A 25,834-nucleotide genomic window follows, 5' to 3' on the forward strand; every position below is an offset into this window, starting at 1 on the left:
GCGGCAGGGACGCATCGCCCCTTAAGCATTCAGCGGCTCGCCCTTGAACACCTCTCGCCGGTGCCAGGAGACGTGGTCGGCTGCCGGGACAGGCGTGCCCGGACGCGGCCGCAGCATTCGACCATGCAGGTCGTACACCGTGCGCCCGACGTTCGTCCGAGCGGTGAAGGCGGTCGACACGTGAATCCGCAGATCTGAATCAAGACCCAGGGCGCCAAAGTCGAACAGCTTGTGGTGCAGTACGCACAGCGCAAGACCGTTGTCGAGGGTGTCCGGGCCGTCGAAGGCCCACCACCGCACGTGCGCTGCCTCCACTCCCACGGAAGCGCTAAGGAGCTGGCCGTCGTACCCACAAAAGGCGCACTGCCGGTCCCATGCCTGCAGGACCGAAAGCCGCCACGTGGCGTCCCGTCGGCGGACGGCGGCCGATGCCGCACCCGGGACATGCAGGATCTCGTCGGGATCCAGTCCTGCAGCAGTGAGGGCATCCGGAGCGATCGTCGGCGGAAAGTGGCTCTCCACTAGGGCGCGAGCGGCCGCCCTCAGCAGGTCGGGATCCTGCCGCAAAGGCACCTCGATGGGACCAGCAAGCCGGCCCACCACGTCGTGCGCTGTCAAGGGGCCAACCGAATCCATCGGCACGTCATGGTCGAGCGTCCAGACGCCGTCGCTGCGCAGCCGCGTAAACGGATAGGCCGCACGCTGCACGTGAGCCGTCCTCGAGGCGGGGGCGAAATCGGCAATTAACTTGCTCAGCCGTGCCTCCGCTTCCGACCAGGGCAGCTCGCTTGACCCTGTGTCCGAGAGGCGCCCGAGAGCCAGCAGCACCAGGAGTGGCTTGTGCGGCGCGCGCCGCCCGTGGCGTTGATGGAGGCGGAGCGAGGCAAGTCGATCCAGCACCTCTTGACGAGTTGACGTCATGCGGCGATCGTCCGGGCGGCGGCGTACATGTCGGCCGGCAGCGGATGCTGCAGGCGCCAAAGGATCCGCATCGGCCGGTCGCCGCTGTGCTCCTGGTACGTCATCGACCCGGCGTACAGGTACGGTGGCACGCCCAGGTCGCGGTCGGCCACCTTGCTCTCCCGAACGAAGAGGTGCACCGTCGACCCGCGCTCGGCGTGGTTGATGTAGCGCTGCCCGGTCGTCGAGGCCGAGGACGTGGTGCTCTGCGACTCCCACTGGAACAGGCTGTCGGTGATGGCCCGGTCGGCGTACATCGTCGTGGGGGAGTAGTGCTCCTCGGACTTGACCAGGGTGACGAAGAAGAGGTCGGCCTGCTCGTCCGGCAGCCACTTCACGCCCTCGCGCAGGGATCCCGGGTTCGTCATCCCGAAGGCCGCGCACGCCTCGTTGCGGCTGTAGCGGGCGTGCACCCGCAGCGGCACCCGCGCCGACTCCGGCTCCGGCGTGACCCGGTGTATCCGGTCCCGCAGTACCTCGGTGACCTGGCGTAGCTCCGCGCAGCGCGCCGGCTCCGCCCAGAGCCGCTTCAGCCGGGCATCACGCTCGGTCAGCGGCACCGACGGCCCCCAGAGACTGAAGTGCAGCATGTCCAGCAGCCGTCCGCCGCCCGGGTGTTCGCCGCTCGCGACCCGGGCCAGGAGGTCCAGCCGGTCCACGTCGTCGATGTGCAGCATCCGCCCGATAGCCCGGCCGAGCTCGCGGTCGTCCGGCCCGGCGGTCGAGTTGTCGATGCCCGCCAGGCGCCGCAGCCCGGCCCACCCGCCGATGCTCGCCGACCGGTAGACGTCCTCGATCTCCAGACCGGTCTCCCGCAGGAACTCGGCCAAGCTCACGTCCCCGAGCTGCCGCAGCTCCGCCACCAGGCCGTTCTTCGAGGTCGGCAGGGCCGACTTCAGGTTGGCGAGCACGACCTCCTTCGCCACCCGGTCCAGCTCAACGTGGCAGCCGCTCGGCAGCGACGGGAAGCCGTCCCGGACGGCCGCCTCGACGGCCCGCCGGCTGACCCCGGTCAGCGCCCGCCAGCGCAGGTCGAAGCGGAAGTTGGCGTTCTGGCCGCCGATGAAGTCGAGCACGGTCAGGCAGGGCTTGTCGTCGTCCAGGCGCAGACCGCGGCCGAGCTGCTGCAGGAAGATCGTGGCGCTCTCGGTGGGCCGCAGCATCAGGATCGTGTCGACCATCGGCAGGTCGACGCCCTCGTTGAACAGGTCGACGGTGAACAGGACACGCAGCTCACGGTTCCGGAACGCCGTCAGCAGCGCCTGTCGGCCGGCGGCGTCAACCCGCGAGGTCACCGCCGCCGACGGGACCCCCGCCTTGGTGAACCAGTCCGCCATGAACTCGGCGTGCCCGATGCTCACGCAGAAGCCGAGCGCCCGCATCCGCCCCACGTCGGCGGTGTCGCGTACCGCCCGCAGGATCATCCGGGCCCGGGCGTGGTTGCCGGTGTAGACGCCGTCCAGCTCGGCCGGGTCGTACCCCTGCCCGCGCTTCCAGCGCAGCTGCGACAGGTCAACGTCGTCGTGCAGCCCGAAATACTGGAACGGCGCCAGCAGCTGCCGCTCCAACGCCTCCCACAGGTGCAGCTCCACGGAGGCGCGGCCGTCGAACCACCGCCGCACGTCGCCGCCATCGCTCCGGTCGGGAGTCGCGGTCAGCCCCAGGAGTACGCGCGGCCGCAGCCGCTCCAACAGCCGGGCGTACGTCGGCGCCTCGGCGTGGTGGAACTCGTCGACAATCACCATGTCGTACGCCTCGGGGTCGATCTCCTGCCGGTGCAGCGACTGGATCGAGGCGAAGACGTACTTCCAGTCCTTCGGCCTATCGCCGCCGACGAGGGTCTCGCCGAAGCTGCCGTCCCCCATCACCTGCCGGAACACCGATCGACTCTGCCGCAGGATCTGCTCCTGATGGGCCACGAAGAGCAGCGAGTCGACATGGCCGGCCTTGCGGAGTCGCCGGTAGTCCAACGCCGCCACCACGGTCTTGCCCGTGCCGGTCGCCATCACCACCAGGTTCCGCCAGCGGCCGTGCACCAGCCGCTCGGCATCCAGATCGTCGAGGATCTCCTGCTGGTAGGGAAACGGCCGGACGTCCAGGTTTGCGATCTCGGTCGGCGCCTCGTCAGGGCGCTCGCCGCGCAGCGCGATGCGCAGCCGGTCGGCGTCCTTCGCCGGGTCGTACTCCTCGAAGGCCGAGTCGTTCCAGTAGTCGGTGAACGTGGCATCGAAGGTGTCAATGACGTGCGGCTGCTCAAGGTTGGAGATCCTGACGTTCCACTCCACGCCGTCCACCAGAGCGGCCTTGGACAGGTTCGACGAGCCGACGTACGCGGTGGTGGTGCCGTTGTTGCGGCGGAACAGCCAGGCCTTGGCGTGCAGGCGGGTCGTCCTGGTCTCGTACGAAACCTTGATCTCGGCGCCTAGCTCGGCGAGCCGGTCCAGAGCCCGCTGGTCGGTCGCGCCCATGTACGTCGTGGTGATGACGCGCAGCCGGCCGCCGCGGGCGATCAGGTCACGGATCGCGGGCTGGACGATGCGCAGGCCGTGCCACTTGATGAATGCGCAGAGCAGGTCGACCTCGTCGGCGGAGGCCATCTCGTGGGTGACCTCGTGGCCGATGCGCGGCTGGTGGCGACCGTTAACCAGCAGGGCGCCGGTGGAGAGCGGGGTGGTGGGGCGTACCGGGAAGGTGGGTGCGGCGGGCGGAGTGGGCGGGGCGGCGATGGCGTGCAGCAGGCGCTGCGCGTCGGCGACTTGGTCGTCGGTGCCGACCGCGCGCGGCTCGGCCTGGGCGATGCTCTCGGCGATCCGGTTGGCCAGCTCGACCTGGCGGGCGAGCTTTTCGTCGCCGCCGCCGACGGCGAGCAGCGCCCGGCGGGCCAGCGCCGCGATGTGCCGAGCGAGCAGGTCGTGCGCGTCGGCCGGGTCGAGTTTGGCCTGCTGGACCAGGGCAGGGTCGACGTGTTGGAGGCGCTCGGCGAGCTGCTGGGTGATCAGGTGCTCGTACATACCCGGGCCAAGATCAGTCACGCCGGGAAGGCTAGCCAGCCGATGTTCAACGCGCTGCCCCGATGTGAGCAGCACGGGCGCCGCGACGAGCATTCCTTGACGTCTGTGACCAGCCCGAATGGGCCGGCAACGGTCGGTAGTTGCCTCGGGGCACTATCAACATCCGGGGCTATTGACTTGGCAATGAGTCCAGCCCGGTCCGGCTGAACGGATGACTGATCAGGGGTCCCGCCGCTGGGACTCCCGGCGGTAGGGTCCGGGAACCGTCAGTGGGAAGTGGGGGTGACGGTGCTTACCGAATTGGCACTGCCGCCTCTGGTTGAGATGGAGCGCATGATCTCGGCGGTTGGGCCTGACCTGCGCATCGGCGAGCCTTGGGTCGTCGTGGTGGTCGACTCGCCGTCGGGGGCCGGCAAGCCGACGCTCGTCTTGCGCGCGGCCATCGAGCTGGCCGCCGGAGAGCCGATGATCGGCATCGCGGACCAACGACGCCGCAATCCAGACGAGCGTGAGAATTTCCCTCGAGCCACGCTAGATCCTCCCAATTCTTACTTGCCTCGCCGAGCCGAGGCTCCGATGGGCTGAGGGCCCGTCAAGAGAGGTGTTGCAGCGAGGATCGACCCGGAAGGAGCAGACTTGTCACGGGCGGGCGAGGCACTAGCCGATCAGGAACGGGCGTGGAGGCCTCGGCTTCGAGCGGTGTCCCTGGCCTGTGAGCTGGACGTACCAGAGGAAGCAGTTCGTCCCGCCCTGCAGAACCTCGGAAGGCTGTACAGGCACCTGAGCAACCCTGAGCGGCGAATTGTGCTGTTCGACCGCCTGCCGGCATGCGTGGTGGTCGGGCTATCGGGCATCGGTGCTATCGAATATAGCCATGGAACGTTCTGGCGCGCCGTCAGCCAGGAGATGGGTGTCCGGCTCGATGGCAGTGATCAGAGACTGCTCGGGGAAGCGTTCCGGCGAGCCCTTGACCGTTTCGACATGGCTCGGTTCACGGACTTTTCCCGAGTCAACGTCGACGAGATCCTCATGCACTCGGGTGTGCCCCTGTCTTGCCTCGCCGACTTTCTCAACGCACTGCTGCGTCAGCAGGCGCGGGACCCGGACGTTCTCACGCCCGCCGAGTTCATGGAGTGGGCGACCGGTCCCGGCTGGGAGTCCCGGTTGTATGACCTGGGGAAGCCGTTGCAGAACCTGCTCCGGCACGGCGGCGCTTACGTCGAGGATCTGGTCGACCGGTGCCTGGAGCTCGTGGACCGGCTCCGGGAGCCGGTGTTCGTATCCGACGGCCTGCAGTTGCCGGAAAGCTTGGTCAGAGCGGCCGTAGGGCTCGCTGCGTCGGGAGTGCTCAATCTGTCGCAGACCGGGGAGACCGGTGCAGGAATGGGTACTCGTCCACGCCTCGCGCTGGATCCGTACGGGCGTGGGCTCACGCTGTGGTTGCCCCCGATACCCGACACCGAGAGCGGCGAGGTGACGTGGGACCTCGTCGTTGGTGCTGAGCCACAACGGGTACGGAGCCGCTCCGTGCACCCAGGAACCATGGACACCGCACCGGCTGTGAGCGTGCCTCTGCCACGGCCGGTCCGGCACGTTGACGTCAACCTGCGCGGATACGACGTGAGTCTCGTCCTTCCGGTCGTTGACCCGGACGACCCGCTGATGATCTTCACGGATGAAGGACGTCGAGTCCCCGCATCCGCTGCCCTGCCGCCCACATCCGTCTGGCTCATGTACCCCCCGGCCAGAGACGGATCTGAGCCGGTCGAGTTCGTTGGTTCTCCGATCTTCGGGGACGAGCCGCCCGCTCCGTATGGCTGGGAGCAGTGGCGGCTGCGTCAGATCAACCTGGCCGAGGTGACGCGGCTCCGGCTCGACGACAAACCCTGGCGCAACGTCGAAGGCGGCAGGCGCCCGAAGCTCGAGGTTTCGCGTCCGCTCCCATACGTGCGCAGCTCGCTCGATGCCCCCATCTGGGCCGAGGCGCCGCACCTGCTCCTGCCCGGCGAACACGGCATGATCACGGGCTGGACCATCCGTGTCCGCCGCCCCGGCTCTGCTCAAGTCCTCTCGGTCAGAGACATCCAGGTGGGTGAGGACACACGAATCGACCCGTGGACGGAGGTGAAACGTCCCCTCGTCGGGGCGTATGAAGTAACCGTTCGAGGACCGCTGGGCCGTGGCGTCTCGCACAAGTTTGAGTTCGCGGAAGGCCTGACTACGTCGTGGACGCCGAGGTGGCGAGAGCTGCGTTATACCGGCCTGCAACCTTGCACCGTCACGCCCAACGTTGCTGACCCCGAACTCCACGTCACCCCTACCGCTGTTCGACTGACGTCCGATGAGCCATACGCCAACTTTCTCGTGAGTGCCCACGGCGAGGAGTGCGCCATCAAGGTCGCCCCGCCTCACCTAGCCGTTCAGGTCGCGGCTGGGGGCGCCAGGGCTGACTGGTCGGTACGTCCAGTCCGCCTGGAGACCGAAACCATCGGCGAGACGCGACTCATGGTCCGCTTACCGGGGGAGATGCGAGCTGAGCTCGTTGTTTTTGATGGCGTCGACCCGGTCCAGCGGATCGGCACCAGCGCTAAGGCCCCTCCCGGGATCGCCCGGTTCGAACTAGCGCGCATCGCCGAGACGGTCCAGTGCCTCGGCACCGCGGAACTCAGAGTTGACCTTGATGGCCTGCGGTTTCCTGTGGCGAGGTGCGTACCTCGTTGCCTCGCCAGCGGCGTGAGCGTCGACGACGAGAGTGGCTGCCTTGTGGTGGAGGGCGGCGTCGTTGCCGAGGGCTTGACGGCCGGCATCTATCTGCCGTCCGCCCCCTGGCGGGAGCCCCACGTTGTTGCGGTAGGGGACGACTTTCGTACGCCTCCGTTGCCGGACGTCGTCACATCGGCAGGGAATGTCGTCGTTCATCTGCGGATCGAGGACCCGTGGATCCCGCAGGAGTGGCCCCAGTGGCCCGAGGCGTCCAACACGTTCATCATTCGCGGCCGAGCGTGGCGGGACATCGGCGGCGACAGCGACGAGGCTGCGCTGTCGCGATACCTTGCGAACGCTGGGCCGCTGCCTACCTCGTCGGGCGTTATCAAGCTGGCGTTCGACCTCTATCAACGCGCGGACGACGTTAAGGGAATCGGAATCCACGGAGACCTCCGCAGCGTTGCCGCAACGCTTCTCGCCGCAGATCCTCGTGCGGCCTTGGCCTCCATACTTCAAGAGCGCCTGTCACCGTCGGTGACGGTGGCTCCGCTTGTGAGCTCCGGTCTCATCATGCTCGCGCCCCAGCGCTACCTCCCTGACGACGATGAGATTGCGTTGTGGGGCCCTAGCCCGGTCGCGGCTGCCATCGCCTCCGCTCATCACCTCGGGACGATGGCGGTCCGCTCAGCGCTGTACGAGCGCATCGCAGCGGTGTGCGGCGCCCAAATGGTCGATACCTTGCTCATGGCCGACCAGGATCCGTACGCCGGTGTCGGCGCGTTCGGTGCCGAGGCCGAGCAGCTTGCTGCGATGGAACCGGAGCGGTTGGATGCGCTCTGGTCGGCCGCTCCGGTCGTGCCGGGTGGAATTCTCGACGGTGACGAGCGCTGGAGTGCGGCGCGCGAGCTGTTCGACGCTCGACTTCGGCCCGGCCTGGTCAGCCTCGCAGGTAAGACGGAAGGACACCTGCGGCTGCTTGTGCGCTCTCTCGAGCGCGTCGGCGGGCCCGAACTCGCGGCGGCCGTACGCGCTCGTGAACAGGGCCCGGGATGGCGTTCGCTGCCCGCGCTGTCGATCGCGCTGTGTCTCGCGTCGAGGCTTGCCGCGCGAGGGCACGAGCCGCTAACGAGCGACATGCCGCGGCTAGTCAAGGGCCATGGCGTACTCGCCCGACGCGCGCCCCGGCTGACCACTGTCGATGTCGTACTGGCCGAACTCCTCGTGACGGGATTGGATCTATGAGCAAGCTCGACCCCATCGCGACGACCAAAGCCATGGTGGACGCCTACCAGCGGTACCTGCACACCCTGATCGAACCTCGCGACCCAAAGCTCGCCCGCGCGCTGGACGCGGCGATCGCCGCAGCAATCCAGGACGGCGTCACGAAAGGGCCGATCCTGGAGGTAACCCCGCCGTACGCGCAGGGACGGTCGCTCCGTGAGCTGATTGGGGAAGGGGTGCTCCACCCGGAGTTCGCCAGCTTGGCCGGCGGGCTTCCGCTGGACCGGCCGCTGTACGTCCACCAGGAGCAGGCCCTTCGGAAGACGACCCAGGGCCGTAACCTCGTCGTGGCAACTGGTACCGGTTCGGGGAAGACCGAGAGCTTCCTGATCCCAATCCTCAATCAGCTCATCGCTGAACGGGCAGCGGGCACCCTCGGGCCAGGAGTTCGCGCGCTGCTGCTCTACCCGATGAACGCCCTGGCGAATGACCAGATGAAGCGCCTCCGGGTGTTGCTCCGCGACCTGCCCGACATCACCTTCGGCCGTTATACCGGGGACACGAAGCACACCATCCGGGCTGCCACCAGTGTCTTCGAGCAGCAAAACCCAGGAGAGTCACGGGTCCCGAACGAGTTGCTCAGCCGCGAAGAGATGCGGGCGACGCCGCCCCACATCCTGCTGACCAACTACGCGATGCTGGAGTACCTGCTGCTGCGTCCGCTGGACATGGACCTGTTTGAGGGGGACTTCGCCGGTAAGTGGCGGTTCATCGTTGTGGACGAAGCGCACGTATACGACGGTGCCCGGGGCGCCGAGCTCGCCATGCTGCTGCGCCGCGTTCGAGACCGCGTGGCACGAGGTGGCGTGATGCAATGCATCGCAACCAGCGCCACGGTCGGAGGCGATCCGGGTGCAGCTGCTCACTTCGCCTCGTCGCTGTTCAACGTCCCGTTTGAGTACGACGACACGGACGCCTCTCGCCAGGACGTCGTCGGCGCCACCAGAATCGACCACCCTCGGGGCCAAGACTGGGGGCCGATGCCAAGCGCTGCCTATGCACGCCTCCTCGATGCCGACGATCCAGCGGCCGGGATTCTCGCCCATGCAGCCAAGGCCGGCTTCACTACCAGCGATCCTGGCGAAGCTCTGGCGCACGAGCAGCGGGTCATGCGCCTACGCAGCCTGTTGGCTCGAGGGCCGGTGCCGCTGCCTGACGTCGCCCGGGCACTGCTGCCCGGAGATGAGCAGGCCATCCCCGTGACGGCCGCCCTCGTCGCGCTAGCGAACTCAACACGGGACAAGACGGAGACGCCCGTGTTGTCCGCCCGGTACCACCTCTTTGCCCGTGCGACAGAAGGAGCATTCAGCTGCCTCGGGGGCAACGGCCCTCACGTCAGCTTGAACCGACGTGAACGCTGCGACTGCGGCGACGCCAGCTTTGAGTTTGGATGCTGCCGCCGCTGCGGCACGGTCTACCTCTCGGGAGCGCTGGAACGAGTAGGCGCGAATAGGACCTTCAGGTCCCGACGCACTTTCGATGAGCGCCGGGTGTGGCTGGCCCTGGCTGACGTGCTGAGTGCGGGAGCTGACGAGGACGACCTCACCCTGAACCCGCTCAAGGCGGTCGCCGGGGACGAAGGGGGGCTTTGCCCACGATGCGGCACCTTCAAGGTGGGACCGGCGGGTAACTGTCCGGCCGAGGGCTGCACCGGAGCCGAGATGCGGTCGGTGCGATTCATCAAGGACGGACAGGAAGAGCTGACGTCCTGCCTCACCTGCGGCGGCCGGGCCTCATCGCTGGTTCGGCTGTTCCAGACCGGCAACGAGGCTGCGGTCTCCGTCCTGGCCACCGCCCTTTACCAACTGTTGCCACCAGCACCCGAGATGGAACAGGCGAACCGGCCAGGTGGTGGTCGGAAGCTGCTGCTGTTCAGCGACAGCCGGCAAGCGGCGGCGTACTTCGCGCCTTACCTCGACCAGTCCTATGGTCGCCTGCAACGACGGCGGCTGCTGTACCGCGGCATCCTCAAAAGCCTCGCCGTTGACGGCGACGTTCGGCTCACTGACGTGGTGACGCATGCCGCTGCTGAGGCCAACCAGTTCGGCGTCTTTGAGACGTACGACTCCAAGCAGGCTCGGGAACGGAAGGTTGCGCTCTGGGCCCAACAGGAGATCGTCGGCCTTGATGAGCGGCTGAGCCTTGAAGGGTCTGGTCTTGTCCGCTGGAGGATGTGGCGGGATCCTGCCTGGCAAGCCCCGCCACCTCTGCGGGCGCTTGGTTTGTCAGAGGACGAAGTCTGGGACTTGCTGAACGAGTTGGTGCGCTCCGTCCGAACGCAGGGCGTCGTGGCGCCCCTTGAAGGCGTAGATCCACGTGACGAGGCTTTCGACCCGCGGCGGGGACCCATCTACATCCGTGAGACGGGGGCGGAAGCCAAGCGGAAGGTGATCAGCTGGAGTCCGACCAGCGGCGTGAATAGGCGACTCAACTACCTGACCCGGCTGCTCGCCCGGCTTGGGTCACCCACCGACGCGGCCGCCTTGCTCCAGGGCACCTGGAGGTTTGCCACTCAGGGGCCTCCCAAGGCATGGTTCCGCACGACCAACGACGCCGAGCTTGGTGTGGTGCACCAACTAGAGCCGCGTCTGCTGATGTGTGAGTCGGCGGAGGGCGCAACCCTGTGGCAGTGCACGGTGTGCCGGAAACTCGTACCCGTCGGGGTGCGTGGGGTATGTCCGACGATGAACTGCACCGGGGAGTTGCTGCCCTGGACCTTGCCGGCTGTCGAGGCGGACGGCGATCATTACCGGGCCATCTACCGGTCGATGAAGCCAATCCCGCTCGCAGTACGTGAGCACACCGCTCAGTGGAGGGGCGAGCAGGCGGCGGAGATCCAGCAGCAGTTTGTCCGCGGCGAGATCAACGCGCTGTCGTGCTCGACGACATTTGAGCTCGGCGTGGACGTCGGTGAGCTTCAGGCCGTTCTGCTCCGAAACGTTCCGCCAGCTACCGCCAACTACGTACAGCGTGCTGGGCGCGCTGGGCGACGAACCGACTCGGCCGCGCTGGTGGCTACCTACGCCCAGCGAAGGTCCCACGACCTGTCGAGGTTCGCGGAACCTAACCAGATGATCGCCGGGCAGGTGCGGGCTCCCTACATCCCCTCGGGGAACGTGCGCATCGACCGTCGGCACGCGCACTCAGTGGCTCTGGCGGCGTTCTTCCGGGACCAGTTCCGAATGGTCGGGACCGTCTGGCGCCAGGTCGGGGAGTTCTTCCTACCCTCTGACGGGCAGCCTGCGCCGGTCGGCGTGGTCGCCGAGTACCTACGACCAGTCCCTGACGCGGTGACCGAAGCACTGGCCCACGTCCTGCCGCTGACAGTGCAGCGGGAAATCGGCCTGGACTCCGGGGCGTGGGTCGACCACCTCGTGGACCTGCTCGAGACCGTCCGCATCGAGGTCGAACACGACTTCGCGATTTACGCCGACAAACGCGACGAGGCGGTCAGCGCCCGGAATTACCGTCAGGCAGATCTTTTCACGCGGCTGATGAACACGATCACGTCCCGTGAGCTCCTCGGCTTCCTCGGTAACCGGAACGTGCTACCGAAGTACGGCTTCCCCGTCGATACGGTCGAGCTCAAGCTCGGCTTCGCCGATCCAGAGGAGGCCAAGAAACTCGAGTTGTCGAGAGACCTGACCAGCGCGATCTACGAGTACGCGCCGGGTTCGGAGATTGTCGCCGGCGGCCGGCTCTGGCGCTCGGGAGGAATCTACCGCCTCCCAGAGCGCGAGCCCGAGCGTCGGTACTACGCGGTCTGTGGGACCTGCAACTACTACCGGGAAGACCTCGACCGACTCGATTCGGTGTGTCCCTCGTGTGGGGCGCAGCTGACCGGTGCACCCCGCCGCTACATGGTGCCGCTCTTCGGCTTTGTGGCAAGTCGCGAGCCGTCACGCGCCCCTGGTGGAAAACCCCCGGTACGTTCCTGGCACGGCGGCACCTATGTCGTCTCTCCAGGTGCGGAGGTGGAGGAGAGCATCCACGACTTGCCAGGGGGGAAGATTACTGCTCGAAGCGGCACCCGAGGTGAACTGATAGCCATCAGCGACGGCCGGGGTGGGAGCGGGTTCCTCATCTGCAGCTGGTGCGGCTTTGGCCTGCCGAACGGGAACAAGGCACCGAGCAAGCACGAGAAGCCCGTCAACGGCAAGCCTTGCACGGGGCCATTTGAGAGTCTGTCGCTTGCCCACAAGTACCAGACCGACGTACTGGAGCTGAGCGTTGAGGGAGCCGCTGTTGTCGGACTAGACACCGACGCCTGGCGGTCGGTCCTGTACGCGATCGTCCAGGGCAGCAGCGAGGAGCTGGAGATCTCCCGGGATGACATCGATGGCACGGTCTTTGTGACTGACACCGGAGGCACCGCCCTGATGCTCTTCGACACCGTGCCCGGTGGCGCTGGGCACGTCCGCAAGATCGCGCAGAACCTCACGGCTGCTCTGGCGCGGGCGCTGAAGACCGTCAGTGACTGCGAGTGCGGACCCGAAACGAGTTGCTACCGGTGTCTTCGCGTATTCCGCAACGAGAAGCACCACGAGCGGTTACGTCGCGGCGCCGCGGCCGATGTTCTCGCCCGGCTCATCGGCAGAGCCCCTACCGCCACAGCTGGCCTGCTGCGGCTGAGTCTGGCTGAGCTGCCCCAGGCCGGCGCCATCGAGACGCGATTCCTGCTCGATGAGGCCCCGGGAGAGGTGTTCGAGCCCGTGGCCAACAATCATCTCGACCTCTACGACGGCCGAGTGGTTATCGCGTCCATCTCCGGGGTGCCGGACGTTGGCAGGCTGTGGCTCCGCTATGACGACGCTGGGATCGCTGAGGCCGGTGTCCACCCACTCGATCGAGAGCCCCAGCAGGCGAAGGCTGAGGCAGTAGAGGTGATGGCGGTCTCGGTATAGCGGCGGCGTGGACGCCGTGAACTGCCCGCAATGACGGGGTGCCCCTGACCGCGCAATCGTCGTGGGGTCAGCGGGAATCGCGGAAAGGCTGAGCGCTTGGGGGTCCCGCTGATAGGACTCCTGCCTGTAGTGTCCGGGGACGCCTTGTGGGGAGGTGGGGACGATGCTTGCTGGGCTGGAAGTGCCGCCCGCGGTCGAAGCGGAGCGGGTGATCACGGCCGTGCCGGCCGACCTGCGCCCCGGTGGCCACCGCGGCGTCGCGGTCGACTCGCTGCCTCGGGTTGGCAAGTCAACCCTGGTGGCGCGAGCGGGGATCGCCGAGCTGCTGGACGCCCACCCGTCAACCGAGACGGTGCACCTCAACGTCCCGGTCAAGTTCCCGGACGGCTGGGAAGCCAATCAGTCGGGTGGTTGCGCTGTTGGCAAGACAAAGGGCGCGAATATGACCACTGCTGCCAGGCAGGGCCTAAGCAGCCGAAGAGGCGATTCCGGTCACCGGCACTCGCGTGCTTACCTGGCGGAAGTCAAATGATTGAATCGTTCCTGCAGGTCGTCAGTGGTGTCGGGGAGAACAAGTGGATGTCTTCGATGTACGTGATCGGCTCATCGGAGACTACCGAGAGTTCACCTCAAGCTTCGTTGACCCGCGCGATGAGCGGGTCCGCGCCCACGTCCAGCGCCTGACCGAGTCCGGCTACCAGTGGCCGGCGCCGTACCTGTCGCTGAACCCGAACTTCGCGTCCGGCGGCACCGTCGACGGCCTGGTGGCCGAAGGACTGCTGCATCCGGACAGTGAGCGGATCTTCCGCATCAAGCACGACAAGTCGGATCCGGGTAGCCAGGTGCTCCGGCTGCACCAGCACCAGCGGGACGCGATCGCGACTGCGCGGGACGGCCACAGCTACGTCCTGACCACCGGCACCGGGTCGGGTAAGAGCCTGTCGTACATCGTGCCGATCGTCGACCGCGTGCTGCGAGCAAAGGCGGATGGGACGTACCGGCCAGGGGTTAAGGCGATCATCGTCTATCCGATGAACGCTCTGGCCAACAGTCAACTGCACGAGCTGGAAAAGTTCCTGTGCTGGGGCTTCCCGGACAACCGGCCGCTTGTCACCTTCGACCGCTACACGGGCCAGGAGAACGCCGAGGCCCGGCGACGCATTCTCGCCGACCCGCCGGACATCCTGCTCACCAACTACGTGATGCTCGAACTCGTGCTGACCCGGCGCCGGGAACGGGACCGCCTGATCCGCGCCGCACGCGGACTGTGGTTCTTGGTCCTGGACGAGCTGCACACCTACCGGGGGCGGCAGGGTGCCGATGTGGCGTTCCTTGTTCGCCGAACGAAGGACGCCTGCGAGGCGCCAGACCTCCAGTGCATCGGCACGTCGGCCACCATGACCACCGAGGGTGACGCGGCACACCAGCGGGCCGCAGTCGCGACGGTGGCAACCCGTCTGTTCGGCCAGCCGGTCCACGCCGAGCACGTCATCGGCGAGTCGTTGCGGCGGGCGACCGCCGGCAGCGGCGCGGCCGGGAACGCGCTCGCCGAACGGGTACGACACTGGCATCGGGACGGGCACGCGCCCGACCTCGACGACTTCCGTCGAGACCCACTGGCCCACTGGGTGGAAAGCGCGTTCGGCGTCGAGCCGGAGGAAGGCACCGGCCGGCTGCTCCGCAAACGGGTCCCGCTCACCGTGCCGAGAGCGGCCGACGACCTGGCGGAGCTCACCGGCGAGGCGGCCGGGCACTGCCAGGCCGCCATCCAGGCGGTGCTCCAGGCGGGTGCGCAGATCATCGACCCGGAGACGGACCGTCCGGTCTTCGCCTTTCGGCTGCACCAGTTCCTCTCCAAGGGTGACAACGTCTACGTCACCATCGAGTCGCCGGCGCAGCGGCACATCACCAGCCGCTACCAGACCGTCTCGCCGGCTGGCGGCGAGACCGAGCGGAAGATCCTCGTCCCACTGGCGTTCTGCCGTGAGTGCGGCCAGGAATACCTCAGCGTGCGGCGCTCGGTGAACGGCTTCGAGGCACGGCAGGACTCGGATACCGGCGAGGACGGCGGCTACCTCTACCTCAGTGACGACCAGCCCTGGCCAGAGAGCCTGGAGATCGCCGTACAGGACGGTCGGCTGCCGTACTCGTGGACGGTGCTGGCCGACGACGGCACCACCGTGCCCGCGCAGGACAAGCTCAAATACCTGCCCGAGGTGGTGCACGTGGATACCGCCGGTGGCGAGGTCCAGGCGGGCAAGGGTATCGCTGCCGCCTGGGTCAGCACGCCCTTCCGGTTCTGCCTGCGTTGCCGGGTCTCCTACGAGCGCAGCCGGGGCAAGGACTTCGCCCAGTTGGCCAAGCTCTCGGCGGAGGGGCGCAGTTCCGCGCTCTCCGTCATCGGCGCCAGCGTGGTCCGCGCCCTCCGGGCCACGCCAAGCCTCGAGAAGCCGGCCCGCAAACTGCTGTCCTTCGTGGACAACCGGCAAGACGCCTCGCTGCAGGCCGGGCATTTCAACGACTTCGTCCAGGTGGTGCAGCTCCGGGGAGCGCTTTACCGGGCGGCCGAAAAGGAGCCGGATGGCCTGACTCACGAGCGGGTCGCTCAGCGGGTCACCGAGGCGCTTGGCCTGGAGCTGAGAGAGTTCGCCCGCCGACCCGACGTGCGCTACGGCAAGGAAGAGATCTGGCGGGCGCTGCGCGAGGTGGTCAACTACCGCCTCTACCTCGACCTGGAGCGCGGTTGGCGGGTGACCATGCCGAACCTGGAACAGACCGGCCTGCTGCGCATGGGCTACCGCTACCTGCACGAGGTCGCCGCCGACCAGGAGATCTGGGACCGCAGCCACCACCTGCTGCGCGACGACAACCCCGAGCACCGGTACGAGATCGCCGCCACCCTCCTCGACGAGTTGCGCCGCAACCTGGCCATCGATGTCCGCTGCCTCACCGAGGAGGGCTTCGACGAGATCCGCCGACTGTCGGCGCAGCACCTTGCTGAGCCCTGGGCGCTGGGCATCCGTGAGCGGGCCATCGTCGCCGGGATTGCCTTCCCCAAGCCGAGCAGCAAGGGCCGGCCGCGCTCCTACCTGCACCTGTCGGGGCGGGGCGCACTCGGCAAGTACCTCAAGCGGCAATACGACCGGCCGGGCCAGTCGTGCGGCGTCGCCGACGCGCAGGACATCATCCGCGACCTATTGGCGGTGCTGACGGAGGCCGGCCTGGTCATCGAGACCATGCCCGGTGACGGTGACGACCTGATCGGCGGGTACCGGCTCCGGTCCGACGCGCTGCTGTGGCAGACCGGCGACGGCGAGGTGGGTGCGGAGGACCGGGTTCGTAAGCAGCTCTCCGGCGAGACGGGAGCCCGGGTCAACACCTTTTTCCGCGACCTCTACCGCGACACCTCGCATCTGCTGACCGGCTTGCAGGCCAAGGAGCACACCGCCCAGGTGACCCCGGCCGAGCGGCAGCAGCGGGAGGAGGAGTTCCGGGAGGGGGACCTGCCGTTGCTGTTCTGCTCGCCGACGATGGAGCTGGGCGTCGACATCAACGCGCTCAACGCGGTGGCGTTGCGCAACGTCCCACCTACGCCGGCGAACTACGCCCAGCGCGCCGGCCGAGCCGGCCGTTCCGGGCAGCCGGCACTGGTGGTTACCTACTGTTCCACCGGCAGCGCCCACGACCAGTACTACTTCAAGCGGCCGACGCTAATGGTCGGCGGCGCGGTGCAGCCGCCCCGGCTAGACCTGGCCAACGAGGATCTCGTCCTGTCCCACCTGCAGGCGATCTGGCTCGCCGAGACGGGCGAGGAACTGCCGAGCTCGTTGGCAGGCGTGATGGAGACGGGGGGCGAGAGCCCGTCCCTGGAACTGCTGCCGAAACTGAAAAGGTCGATCGAGGATCCGGAACCCCGCCGCCGGGCCCTGGCCCGGGCCGAGGCGACGCTTGCCGCAGACCTGGCCGGCGAGCTGCCCGACGCGCCGTGGTGGCGGCCCAGCTGGGTGGCCGAGGCCATCGAGCGGGCGCCGCGCAGCTTCGAGGACGCCCTGGAGCGATGGCGCAGGCTCTACCGGGCGGCCCTCAGGGAGTACGAGGTGCAGGGTCGCCGCGCCGTGGACACAAACGTCTCGCACAAGGCTCGGGAGGAAGCGCGCCGCCGCGCCGACGACGCCCGCGTGCAGCTCAATCTGCTGCGCAACGAGGATTCCGACGAGCCCCAGACCGACTTCTACACCTACCGCTATCTTGCCTCCGAGGGCTTCCTGCCCGGTTACTCGTTCCCCCGACTGCCGCTGGCGGCGTACATCCCGGGGTTGAACGGGCAGCGGCAGGGCGACTACATCCACCGACCGCGGTTCATCGGCATCAGCGAGTTCGGCCCGGGGGCGCTGATCTATCACGAGGGCGCCCGGTACATGGTGCGCAGCGTGCAGCTGCAGCAGGCGGCCACGCCCGGTCAGGAAGGCGTCCTCACCACGTCGGCCCGGCGCTGCCGTGCCTGCGGACATCAGCACGATGACGCCGTCGGCGTGGATCTCTGCGAGAGCTGTGGCCAACAGTTGGGTGCGGCGGACAGCAACCTGCTGCGCCTCTACACCGTCCGCACCCAGCGTCGGGAGCGGATCTCCTCCGACGAGGAGGAACGGCGCCGGTCCGGCTTCCAGATCGAGACGTCGTACCGCTTCCAGCACCACGGCGGGCGGCCGGGCAAGCTGACCGCTACGGTGGCCCCGGCTGGCGGCGGCCCGACCGTGGCAACCCTGGTCTACGGGGACGCGGCCACGGTACGCAGGGCAAACCTGGGCCTGAGCCGGCGCAAGGACGAGAACATCCGTGGCTTCTGGCTGGACACCACCAGTGGAGAGTGGCTGTCGGAGTCGAAGGCCGCCGAGAAGACCACCGACGAGGAGGATCTCCACACCGCCGACGAGACCAGGCGCAAGCAGCGGGTGATCCCTTACGTCGAGGACCGGCGCAACATCCTGGTGCTGCGGCTCGGTCGCAAGGCCAAGCGGGAGGAGGCGGTGTCGCTGCTCTACGCGCTGGAACGCGGCATCGAGGCGACCTTCCAGTTGGAGGACTCGGAGCTGACCGGTGAGCTGCTGCCCGACCCGGATGACCAGGGTCGGATGCTGTTCATCGAGAGCGCCGAGGGCGGCGCCGGGGTGCTGCGCCGGCTGATCGAGGAGCCGGACGCGCTGCGCACGGTGGCCGCGAAGGCGCTGGAGATCGCGCACTTCAACCCGGAGACCGGTGACGAGGCGGACCAGGCGGTCGCCGACGACGAGGACCGCTGCGTGCAGGGCTGCTACGACTGTCTGCTGTCGTACTCGAATCAGCCCCTTCACAAGCTGATCGACCGGCACCTGATCGTGGACCTGCTGCTCGACCTTGCGGACGCGGCGACCACGAAGACGGGCAGCCGGCGGGCCGCTGGCGGGCTGAGCGCAGACGGGCCGGCCGGGGAGTTCATGGCCTGGCTCGCGCAGGCCGGCTACCGTGCGCCGGACGGCGCGGGGGAGCGGGTCGCCGACGCGGTCGCCGACCTGGTTTACCGGGAGGATCGGGTGGCCGTGTTCGTCGACAGCCCAGGCGAGCCGTATGGCGAGGGGCGTGACGTCGACGCCGAGGAAAGCCTCTACGACGCCGGCTGGACACCCATCCGGCTGACCGTCGGTGACTGGCAGAAGACCGTTGAGCGGTATCCGAGCGTGTTCGGACAGCACAGGGCAGGGAGCAACTGATGACGGTGACCGCGGAGCGGTTCGAGCCGGGCACGCTGGTCAAGGCACGCGGCCGGGAGTGGGTGGTGCTGCCCGAGTCCGACCCGGACCTGCTGGTGCTGCGCCCACTGGGCGGCTCGGACGACGAGCGCGCCGCCGTCCTACCCGACCTGGAGCAGGTCACGTCGGCCACCTTCGCCTATCCCGACCCGGGCGATGCCGGCAACGCCAGCCGAGCTGGACTGCTGCGTACCGCGCTGCGGATCGGCTTCCGGTCAACCGGCGGCCCGTTCCGGTCCCTCGGCGGCCTGGCCGTGGAGCCCCGGCCCTACCAGCTGGTGCCGCTGCTGATGGCGCTGCGGCAGGACACCGTCCGACTGCTGATCGCCGACGATGTGGGTATCGGTAAGACCGTCGAGTCCGGCCTGATCGCCACCGAGCTGCTGGCGCAGGGCGACGCGGACGGCCTGGCTGTGCTGTGCAGTCCGGCGCTGGCCGAGCAGTGGCAGCGGGAGCTGGCCGAAAAGTTCGGCATCGCCGCCGAGCTGGTGCTGCCCGGCACCGTACGCCGGTTGGAGCGGGACTTGGTCGGCGCTCAGTCGATCTTCGACCGGTACCGGCATGTGGTGGTCTCCACCGACTACATCAAGCGGCCGGAGCTGCGCGACCAGTTCCTGCGCGGCGCCCCCAACCTGGTCATCGTCGACGAGGCGCACTCCTGCGTGGTGGACGACAGCAACAAGGGTGGTCGGTCCCGGATGCTCCGGCACGAGCTGGTTCGCAAGCTCGCCGCCCGCGACGACCGGCACCTGATCCTGGTCACCGCTACCCCGCACAGCGGCAAGGAGGCTGGCTTCCGCAACCTGGTTGGCCTGCTCGACCCGCGGCTCGAGACCGTCGACCTGGAGCGCGTCGACGGCCGGGAGCTGCTTGCCCGGCACTTCGTGCAGCGCCGCCGGGTCGACATCCGCCGGTTCTTGGAGGACACCCCCTTCCCGGAGGACCGCGAGTCGACCGAGCGTGCCTACCGGCTGAAGGACGACTACCGCAGCCTCTTCGACGACGTGGTCACCTACGCCCGGCAGACCGTACGGGACCCGATCGGCGGGCAGGTGCGCCAGCGGGTGCGCTACTGGTCGGCGCTGGCCCTCCTGCGGGCGATGGCCTCGTCGCCGCAGGCGGCAGCCGCCACGCTGCGTACCCGGGCGGCGAATGCCGACGCCACCGACGCCGACGAGGCCGACGCGCTGGGCCGGGCGGCGGTGCTGGACCTGCCGGACGACGAGACCCAGGAGTCGGTGGACCTGGTGCCCGGCGCCGAGACCGAGGCGGACAAGGGCAGCCCGGAGCGGCGCAAGCTGCTGGCCTTCGCCCGCCGCGCCGAGGCGCTCGCCGCCAAGGGCGACGCCAAGCTGGACCTGCTGGTCAAGGAGGTCAAGACGCTGCTCGGCGACGGGTTCAACCCGGTCGTCTTCTGCCGCTACATCGACACAGCGGAGTACGTCGCGGACCGGCTCACCGCCGCGCTGGGCAAGAACTTCGCCGTCGGCTGCGTCACCGGCGCGCTGCCCCCCGAAGAGCGGATGGACCGGATCAAGGAGCTGACCGCCGACCCGAAGCGCCGCCCGGTGCTGGTCGCCACCGACTGCCTCTCCGAGGGCGTCAACCTTCAGGAACACTTCCAGGCGGTGGTGCACTACGACCTGGCCTGGAACCCGACCCGGCACGAGCAGCGGGAGGGGCGCGTCGACCGGTTCGGCCAGCGGGCGCCCAAGGTCCGCGCCGTGATGATCTACGGCACCGACAACCGGATCGACGAGATCGTGCTCAAGGTGCTGCTGCGCAAGCACGAGCAGATCCGCAAGGCGCTTGGTGTGTCGGTGCCGGTGCCGGACCGCAGCGACGACGTGTTGCAGACCATCGCCCAGGAGCTGCTGATCGCCCCGGACGCGCCCGAGCAACTCACCATCGAGGGCTTCGGAAGCGAACTCCGCGAGGAACTGCACGAGGAATGGGAGAGCGCGGCGAAGAAGGAGCGGGAGTCCCGCACGAAGTACGCCCAGCGGGGCATCCAGCCCGCCGAGGTGGCCGCCGAACTGGCCGAGATCCGGGCCAGCCTCGGCTCGCCAGACGAGGTCGCCGACTTCGCCAAGGCCGGCTTCGCCGCGCTCGGCGCGGACGTGGTCCCCAAGGGCTACGGCTTCGACGCCACCACCGGCGGGCTGCCGCTGCCGGTCCGGGACGCCTTCCCGGCCGGCTACCCGGCGACCCTCGCCCTGCATAAGGATCTGCCCACTCCGCCGCGCGCCGCTCACCTGGACCGCACCGACCCGTACGTCTCCGCGCTGGCCCGCCACATCCTGGAGAGCGCGCTGGACCGGACGGTCGACGCCGACCAGCGGCCGGCCCGCCGGGCCGGGGTGATGCGCACCTCGGCGGTGACCAAGCGGACGACGCTGCTGCTGGTCCGGTTCCGGCTGCACCTGACCCTGCCCACCCGCACCGCGGACGCCGAGCCGCGCCGAATGGTCGCCGAGGAGGCGCGGATGCTGGCGTTTCGGGGCGCACCGGCCGCCGCCGAGTGGCTGCCCGACGAGGAGGTCGCCGCGCTGCTGTCGGCCGCCCCGACGGGCAACGTGCTGCCGGAGGCCGCCACGCCGCTGCTAGAGCGGGTGATCGGCAAGCTCGATGAGGTCACCGCCCACCTGGACGTCACCGCCGACGGCCTGGCCGAGGCGCTGCGTACCTCGCACATCCGGGTGCGGGAGGCGGCCGGGCAGCGGGTCCGCCGCCACATCACCGTCACCGCCCAGAAGCCCGCCGACGTGCTCGGCGTCTACGTCTACCTCCCGGAGGCCACCTCATGACGGCCGTGACCTACCCCGCCGTCCGGGTCGAGGGCGGGCTACTCCCCGCCGGCATGGTCCAGCGGATCGGCGACGGCGCGGCCGACCTGCCCGGCGCCGAGGCGTCCACCTACGGCCTCCAGTCCGGCGAGTCGGTCCGCCGCTACGCCAACCGCGCCTTCGCCTACCTGCAGGAACAGTGGCGCGACTTCAAGCGGCAGCGGGAACGCGCCGGCGATTCCGCCCCAGCGCGGCTGACCCGGGATCGGTGGCTGCTGATCCTGCTGCGCGAGCTGGGCTACGACGGCATCGAGTCGCTGCCCGGCGGCATCACCGTGGACGAGAGGGCGTTCCCGGTCAGCCACTGCTTCGACGCCGTACCGATGCATCTGCTCGGCTGGGGCACCGACCTGGACCGGCGGACGGCGGGGATGCGCGGCGCGGCCGCCGCCCCGCACTCGCTGATGCAGCAGTTGCTCAACCGCTCCGACAAGCACCTGTGGGGGGTTGTCTCCAACGGGCAGCGGCTGCGGCTGCTGCGCGACTCGACCAGCCTGGTCGGCACCGCGTACCTCGAATTCGACCTGGAGGCGATCTTCGAGGGTGACCTGTTCCCCGACTTCGTGCTGCTCTACCGGGTGGCGCACGCCAGCCGGCTCGCCGTCCGCGACGCGGACGCCGCGCCGTCGTCCTGCCTGCTGGAGCAGTGGCGTACGGAGGGGGCGAAGCAGGGCGAGCGGGCCCTGGAGCAGCTTCGCGACGGGGTGGAGGCGGCGCTGGAGATCCTCGGCACCGGCTTCCTCGACCACCCGCACAACGCCGCGCTGCGGGAGCGGATCGAGGTCACCCTGTCGCTGGAGGACTACAAGCGCTCCCTGCTGCGCCTGGTCTACCGGCTGCTCTTCTGGTTCGTCGCCGAGGACCGGGACGCGCTGCTCGATCCGGAGGCGGCACCCGAGGCACGGCAGCGCTACGACACCTACTTCTCCGCCCGCCGGGTGCGGGAGCTGGCGCAGCGCCGCCGGCACTCCGGCCACGGCGACCTGTGGGAGTCGGTGCGGCTGGTCTTCACGATCCTAGGCGACGAGTCGGGGCATCCAAGGCTGGCCCTGCCCGGCATCGGTGGTCTCTACGAGCCCGGCCCATTGGACACCCCAATCGCCGAGGTCAGCCTGAGCAACACTGCGCTGCTGCGGGCGGTCGAGGCCCTGGCCGTGCTGCCCGGGCGCAAGGGTGCCGCCCGGCAGCGGGTCGACTTCCAGCACCTGGGTGCGGAGGAGTTGGGCAGCGTCTACGAGTCGCTCCTGGAGCTGCGCCCCCGCTGGGACCCGGCGGCCCGTCGCTTCCACGCCGAGCGGCTGGCCGGCAACGAGCGCAAGACCACCGGCTCCTACTACACTCCGTCCTCCCTCGTAGAGTGCCTGCTCGACTCGGCGCTCGACCCGCTGCTGGACGAGGCGACTAACCTGTCCAGCCCTGAGGAGCGGGTGAAGGCGCTGCTGGACCTGACCGTCTGCGACCCGGCCTGTGGTTCGGGGCACTTCCTGATCGCGGCGGCCCGCCGAATCGCCAAGCGGGTGGCTGCCGAGGAGACCGACGAGCTGGAGCCCGCACCGGCCGCGGTCCGCTCGGCGATGCGCCGGGTGATCGGCCGCTGCATCTACGGCGTGGACGTCAACGAGATGGCCGCCGAGCTAGCCAAGGTGTCGCTCTGGCTGGAGGCGATGGAGCCCGGCCGGCCGCTCGGGTACCTCGACGCCAACATCCGGGTCGGCAACTCGCTGCTCGGCGTCACCCCGAAGCTGCTCAAGGAGGGCATCCCGGACGCCGCCTTCGCCGCACTGACCGGTGACGACAAGAAGGTCGCCACCGCGCTCAAGAAGCAAAACGCAAAGGAGCTGTCCGGGCAGGGAAGCTTCTTCGGCGTCGCGGGTATCCAGGTCGCCAACGCCGCGCTCGCCGCCGAGGTCGAAGAGATCGTGTACGCGGAGCCGCGCTCGCTGGCCGACGTGCACGTGCAGGCCAAGAGGGCGCGGGCGCTGGAAGAGGGCCGCAGCCACGCCAAGTTGGTTGCCGATGCCTGGTGCGCCGCCTTCGTCCAGCCGAAGACCGACGAAACCCGCTACGGCGCGATCACGCAGGCCGTGCTGGAACGCCTGGACAAGGGCGAAGCGTCGCTGGAGATGCACCGGGTCGAGTCGATGGTGGAGGAGCGGACGCGGCAGTACCGCTTCTTCCACTGGCACATCGAGTTCCCGCACATCTTCCGAGTGCCCGAGTACGGCGCGGTCGACGAGGCCACCGGTTGGGAGGGCGGCTTTTCCTGCGTCCTCGGCAACCCGCCCTGGGAGCGGGTCAAGCTCCAGGAGCAGGAGTTCTTCGCCGCCCGCGACACGGAGATCGCCGGCGCGAAGAACGCCGCCGCCCGCAAGAAGGCGATCGCCGCGCTCGCGGATAGCGACGAGCCGAGTAAGCAGATGCTGTACGCCGAGTGGATTGCCGCCCTGCACGAGGCGGACGGTTTCAGCCACCTGCTGAGGGCGTCCGGACGGTATCCGCTAACCGGCAAGGGAGACATCAACACATACTCGGTGTTCACCGAGGTCGGTCGCGTGGTGCTTAACTCACGAGGTCAGCTAGGCATCATCGTGCCGACTGGCATCGCTACTGATGCTACTACGCAGGATTTTTTCAAGGACCTAGTTGTTACCGAAAGTCTCGTGTCGCTGTATGACTTCGAGAATGAAGACAAGGTCTTCCCAGGAGTGCACAATCAGTTCCGATTTGCCCTGCTTGTCGTGAGCGGGTCGATGCGGCGAGTTCAACGGGCGTCCTTGGTTTTCCGGGTACGCCAGGCGAACCAGGTCTCCGCCCGTGCCTACACCCTCACTCCGGAAGAGATTACCTTACTTAACCCGAACACCGGCACCTGTCCTGTTTTCCTCTCACGCCGCGACGCGGAGATCACGTTGGCGGTATATCGAAGAGTTCCCGTGCTGGTTGACGAGCGTGCCTCTGGTGGAAACCGCTGGGACATATCGTTCATGCGAATGTTCGACATGGCAACAGACTCCGGACTCTTCCGGTCGGCCGGTGAGCTGGTAGCTCAGGGCTGGACCCTTGCTGGGAATGTATTTTTGCGCAACGACAAGCGCATGCTTCCACTCTATGAGGCCAAAATGTCTCACCATTTCGATCATCGCTATGCTACTTATGAAGGCGCTACCCAGGAACAGCTCAATAAAGGGACGCTTCCTCGTCTCGGTGATTCTGACCATGATGACCCTGATCGACTTCCTCGGCCTCGGTACTGGGTCGCGGATTCGGAGGTTAAGGATCGCCTGCAGGGGAAGTCGGCTTCGGAATGGCTCGCGGGCTGCCGCAAAATTTCACGCGCCGTTGACGCCCGCACCATGATCTTTGAGCCGTTCCCAATGGCGGCTGTCGGGGATTCGGTTAACCTGGTGATCGGTGAAGGTGTTGCCGTAGCCAGGCTCGCATCTGTGGCCAATTCCTTTATTGTCGATTACTGTCTGCGGCAGAAGGCTTCGGGTACAAGCCTCAACTACTTCCTTATCAAGCAAATTCCAGTGCTGTCGCCAGAAGTCTTTGCTGCTCCGCCAACATGGGATCCTGCCTTGAGTCTCGGCTCATGGGTCGACGCCCGGAACCTTGAGCTCACCTACACTGCCCACGATCTGGCGCCCTTCGCCCGTGATCTCGGCTACGACGGCCCGCCGTTCCGGTGGGATTCGGCGCGACGAGAGCTGCTCCGCGCCGAGCTGGATGCGGCGTACTTTCACCTCTATGGCATCGGCCGCAATGACGTTGACTACATCATGGACACCTTCAAGGTCGTCCGTCAGAAAGACAAGGCCGCCCACGGCGAATACCGAACCAAGCGCCTCATCCTCGACCGTTACGACGCCATTGCCACAGCCATCCAAACGCGGATCCATTACCAAACCCCACTTGCCCCACCACCAGGTCAAGGCTCCCGCCACAATCGTTCTTTGTCGAGCTAGCCGAAGAATAGTCGTCATTCGACAAAGGTAAGGAAGCATGAGTCGGCGTCAGAAAGTGGGGGAACCGCTGACCCCGGTCCAGGAAATAAGCGAGTTCATGGCGGCAGGGCGAGCCGTACTAAATTGCAGTCTGGCAAAGCGGCTAGACCTGCCGACGCTTGGGACGTGGCTGCATGTACTGGTGCGGGAGCCAGGCAAACACAAGATATCGTGGGAGCGTCCTCCAAGGGAGGAGATCGAACATGCGGCGATGAGACTTCGGCCGATCATGCTTGCAAAGGACGAGCCCGTTTACATGGGGACTATTGAACGCGCTCGGCCGGTCTGTTGACGAGGAGTCTCGCCGTACCTACGTAGATCCGCTTCGAGCCGCTT

At 67.9% G+C, this 25,834-nt stretch carries 9 protein-coding genes; 7 read left to right on the forward strand and 2 right to left on the reverse strand.

The window, feature by feature from the left end; all coding sequences use genetic code 11:
- Positions 1-21: 21 nt before the first annotated feature.
- Positions 22-921 carry a phosphorothioated DNA-binding restriction endonuclease gene (locus V6U89_RS00355; RefSeq protein ID WP_334568536.1) on the reverse strand — a complete coding sequence of 300 codons (900 nt, stop codon included), beginning with the start codon at positions 919-921 and terminating at the stop codon, positions 22-24.
- The gene (locus V6U89_RS00360) at positions 918-3,992 is read right to left on the reverse strand and encodes a DUF3427 domain-containing protein (protein WP_334568537.1); all 3,075 of its coding nucleotides are present in this window, start codon (positions 3,990-3,992) and stop codon (positions 918-920) included. Before V6U89_RS00360 ends, V6U89_RS00355 begins: the two co-directional genes overlap by 4 nt.
- Before the next feature lie 261 nt (positions 3,993-4,253).
- Here V6U89_RS00360 and V6U89_RS00365 point away from each other — a divergent pair, with 261 nt between their 5' ends.
- From V6U89_RS00365 to V6U89_RS00395, 7 genes are all read left to right on the forward strand, one after another.
- The gene (locus V6U89_RS00365) at positions 4,254-4,556 is read left to right on the forward strand and encodes a hypothetical protein (RefSeq protein ID WP_334568538.1); all 303 of its coding nucleotides are present in this window, start codon (positions 4,254-4,256) and stop codon (positions 4,554-4,556) included.
- 114 nt (positions 4,557-4,670) lie between these two features.
- On the forward strand, positions 4,671-7,919 hold the full coding sequence (locus V6U89_RS00370) for a hypothetical protein (RefSeq protein WP_334568539.1): 3,249 nt from the start codon (positions 4,671-4,673) through the stop codon (positions 7,917-7,919).
- Positions 7,916-12,862, forward strand: coding sequence for a DEAD/DEAH box helicase (locus V6U89_RS00375; protein WP_334568540.1), 4,947 nt, complete (start codon positions 7,916-7,918; stop codon positions 12,860-12,862). The genes V6U89_RS00370 and V6U89_RS00375 overlap by 4 nt, the downstream gene beginning before the upstream one ends.
- A 163-nt stretch (positions 12,863-13,025) precedes the next feature.
- Positions 13,026-13,394, forward strand: a complete 369-nt coding sequence (locus V6U89_RS00380; protein WP_334568992.1) for a hypothetical protein — start codon at positions 13,026-13,028, stop codon at positions 13,392-13,394.
- 43 nt (positions 13,395-13,437) lie between these two features.
- Entirely contained in the window at positions 13,438-18,609 is a 5,172-nt protein-coding gene (locus V6U89_RS00385; protein WP_334568541.1) for a DEAD/DEAH box helicase, read from the forward strand.
- Positions 18,609-21,455 (forward strand): helicase-related protein, encoded by a 2,847-nt coding sequence (locus V6U89_RS00390; protein WP_334568542.1) that lies wholly within the window; start codon positions 18,609-18,611, stop codon positions 21,453-21,455. Before V6U89_RS00385 ends, V6U89_RS00390 begins: the two co-directional genes overlap by 1 nt.
- Positions 21,452-25,459 (forward strand): Eco57I restriction-modification methylase domain-containing protein, encoded by a 4,008-nt coding sequence (locus tag V6U89_RS00395; RefSeq protein WP_334568543.1) that lies wholly within the window; start codon positions 21,452-21,454, stop codon positions 25,457-25,459. Before V6U89_RS00390 ends, V6U89_RS00395 begins: the two co-directional genes overlap by 4 nt.
- Positions 25,460-25,834 lie beyond the last annotated feature (375 nt).

Origin of the sequence: Micromonospora sp. CPCC 206171 (assembly GCF_036906755.1) — a bacterium.
In the GTDB taxonomy this organism is placed as follows: domain Bacteria; phylum Actinomycetota; class Actinomycetes; order Mycobacteriales; family Micromonosporaceae; genus Micromonospora; species Micromonospora purpureochromogenes.